Annotated in this window: 4 protein-coding genes; all 4 read right to left on the reverse strand. The window is 57.1% G+C overall.

What is annotated here, in order from left to right:
- On the reverse strand, positions 1-148 hold a 148-nt coding region (locus tag MYY08_RS15715; RefSeq protein ID WP_288014871.1), incomplete at its 3' end, for a DUF986 family protein.
- Positions 149-248: 100 nt separating this feature from the next.
- Complete coding sequence (locus MYY08_RS15720) at positions 249-1097, reverse strand: PTS mannose transporter subunit IID (RefSeq protein ID WP_038625769.1); 849 nt, start codon at positions 1095-1097, stop codon at positions 249-251.
- An 11-nt stretch (positions 1098-1108) separates the two neighbouring features.
- The gene (locus tag MYY08_RS15725) at positions 1109-1915 is read right to left on the reverse strand and encodes a PTS mannose/fructose/sorbose transporter subunit IIC (protein ID WP_038625770.1); all 807 of its coding nucleotides are present in this window, start codon (positions 1913-1915) and stop codon (positions 1109-1111) included.
- Positions 1916-1984: 69 nt separating this feature from the next.
- Entirely contained in the window at positions 1985-2953 is a 969-nt protein-coding gene (gene manX, locus MYY08_RS15730) for a PTS mannose transporter subunit IIAB (protein ID WP_038625771.1), read from the reverse strand.
- Positions 2954-3122 lie beyond the last annotated feature (169 nt).

Below are 3122 nucleotides of genomic sequence, written 5' to 3' on the forward strand. Positions count from 1 at the left end.
AAATCAGGCTGTCCGCTTTGCCGCGTCGCTGAAGAGGCACCCGCAAACGCGTTCTGCCGTGACGGCGCGGCATTATCCACTGATCGTAAACGGCATACAGCAGCAGCAGGGCGATAAACAGCAGGATGGCGGCGTCGGTTAACGACATGACGGTTCCTTCAGAAATAAGGCCCGGCGTTGCTTAAAACGCTTGCCGGGCTGATAAAAAATGGCCAGTCGCTAAGGCGGCTGGCCATGTCCCGCATCGATTACAGGCCCAGCAGGCCGATCCAGTAACCAAAAATACCAATCACGAAGAAGCCGATGATAATCCACAGCGCGTTGACTTTACGGCGCAGTAGCCACATACAGGCAAAGGTGAGCAGCAGCGGCACCAGTCCCGGCATCAGCTGATCGAGAATCGACTGTACGGTGGTGACGTTCGTTTTACCGGTCTGGTCGGTGATGCGCGACACCACCAGCGGAATATTCACATGCGTCCACTTGTTAACCAGTGCCCCCATCACAAACAGGCCGAGAATCGACGCGCCTTCCGTCAGCTTTTGCAGGAAGCCGCCGCCCATATCGTTAACGATATCGACCCCTTTTTTGTAGCCGTACGCCACGCCGTAATAGCGGAACAGCAGACGCACCAGATTGAACAGCACGAAGAACAGCACCGGCCCCAGCAGGCTGCCGCTCATGGCGATGCCCGCGCCCAGCGCCGCGAATACCGGACGCATGGTGCCCCAGAAAATCGGGTCACCGACGCCAGCCAGCGGCCCCATTAGCCCAACTTTAATGCCGTTAATCGCCCCGTCATCGATGGGCGCGCCGTTCGCACGCTGTTCTTCCATCGCCAGCGTCACGCCTAAAATCGGCGCGGCCGGGTAAGGGTGCGTGTTAAAGAACTCCAGGTGACGCTTGATCGCCTGGCGGCGCTCCTCGTTATTTTCCGGGTACAGACGACGGATCGCCGGCACCATAGAGAAGCAGAAACCCAACGCCTGCATACGTTCAAAGTTCCATGAACCCTGAAACAGATTGGAGCGCAGGAAGACGCTACGCACGTCGCCGGGCGTGAGTTTTTTCGCTGTTGATGCAGTGGTATCTACCATTTTCACACCCCTTAATCTAATTCGTTGTCCAGATCGTTATGAGCAGGGCCTGCGGCTGGCGCAGCGCCGCCAGCGGCACGGTTATATTTCGGGCTGAGCTGAATATAGAGCGCAGCCATGACGACGCCGATAACGCCCAGCGCGACCAGGTTAAAGTCGGTAAAGGCGGCGGTGACGAAGCCCAGGTAGAAGAACGGCATCAGGTAGCCCGCGCGCATCATATTGATGACCATCGCGTAACCCACCACCACGATCATGCCACCAGCGATATTCAGGCCGCCGGTTACCACTTCCGGTATGGCGCTCAGCATGCTCTGTACGGCGTCGGTGCCGACGGAGACCGCCACGATCACGGCCGGAATGGCGATACGCATCGCCTGCAGAATCAGCGCGGTGACGTGAATCCAGGAGATAGCCGACAGGTTGCCTTTCTCGGCCGCCTTATCCGCCGCGTGCTGGAAAGCCACGGTGATGGTGCGCACGATAATGGTCAGCACCTGACCGGCCGCCGCCAGCGGGATCGCCAGCGCGATGCCGGCGCCGATGCTCTGTCCGCCTGCGATAACCAGAATGGTGGAAATGATAGACGCCAGCGCAGCGTCAGGCGCCACGGCCGCGCCGATATTCATCCAGCCGAGCGCGATCATTTCCAGCGTCCCGCCGATAATAATGCCGGTTTTCATATCGCCCAGCACCGCGCCGATCAACGTACAGGCGACCAGCGGCCGGTGAAACTGAAATTCATCGAGTATCGATTCAACACCCGCAATACAGGCGACAATAAATACCAGCGCAATTTGTAGAGTGGTGACTTCCATTGCACTTCTCCTGTGACATAGTAAAACTGCGTGAAACCTGACGCGTCAGGTCATAAGTAAAACGGTGGGTCACTGATTAACTTTGGCGATCAGATCCATCATCTTCAGCTTAGGATCGTTGGAGACTTTTCTGACCTCCAGTTCGATGCCGCGCGCATTTAACTTCTTAAACGCCTCGATATCTTTAGCGTCGACGGAAACGGCGTTGTTGACCTGCGTTTTTCCCTGACGGAAAGCCATGCCGCCAATATTGACGGATTTCACCTCTACGCCCTGTTCCACCACGCGCACCACATCGGTGGGGTTGGTGAACAGCAGCATCACGCGATCGCGGGCATATTTCGGGTTATTCCAGACGCGCACCATTTTATCGACATCGACCACATGCGCGCTGACGCCCGGCGGCGCGACCTGAGTCAGCAATGTTTTACGCACTTTGTCGGCGGCGACTTCATCGCTGACGACGATAATGCGCGATACATTGGTTTCTTTCGTCCAGCGCGTCGCTACCTGACCATGAATCAGACGGTCATCGATGCGCACCAGGCCGATTTTCATATGGTCGTCAGGGCCCAGCGGCGCCTGCGGCGCGGCCTGACGGGGGGCGGAGGCGGCGACGGCGGCAGGGGCGGGCTCAGGCTCTTTCGCCTTCAGCGCCTTTACGCCTTCGCGGCCCGCTTCCACCGCCACGGCGATCAGTTCATCAAAGGTGGGATCGTCATCGCGCGCCATCAGGGTTTCCACCAGCATCGGAATATTGACCCCGGCAATGACCTCATGCTGTTCTTTATCGACGACGATACGGCTGGCGGCATTAAACGGGCTGCCGCCCCAGGTATCGACCAGGAAAAGTACGCCTTTGCTGGTATCCAGTTCAGCGAGACGTGCATGGTATTTTTCAATCAGCGTCTCAGCATTTTCGCCGGGCACGAAATCGATCCAGCCGACGTTTTGCTGCTCGCCTAATAGCATTTCGGCGGTTTTGAGCAGTTGCTCCGCCGCCCAACCGTGTGTGCCGATTACAATAGCAATAGTCACTTGCTACCTCCGTTTTCAATATTGAGCGACCCGGATGCATTACCGGCTCGCCAACGCTGTCATCTGCGCTAAGCTGAATTCAAACGTTGAATGCAGCAGCCTCGCTGCCGGCAGAACGGTTCTTTTTATATAACCGGCAAGTTAAGGATGACTTCGCGATTTATTTTAG

The organism is Mixta sp. (assembly GCF_024610815.1).
In the GTDB taxonomy this organism is placed as follows: Bacteria; Pseudomonadota; Gammaproteobacteria; order Enterobacterales; family Enterobacteriaceae; genus Mixta; species Mixta calida.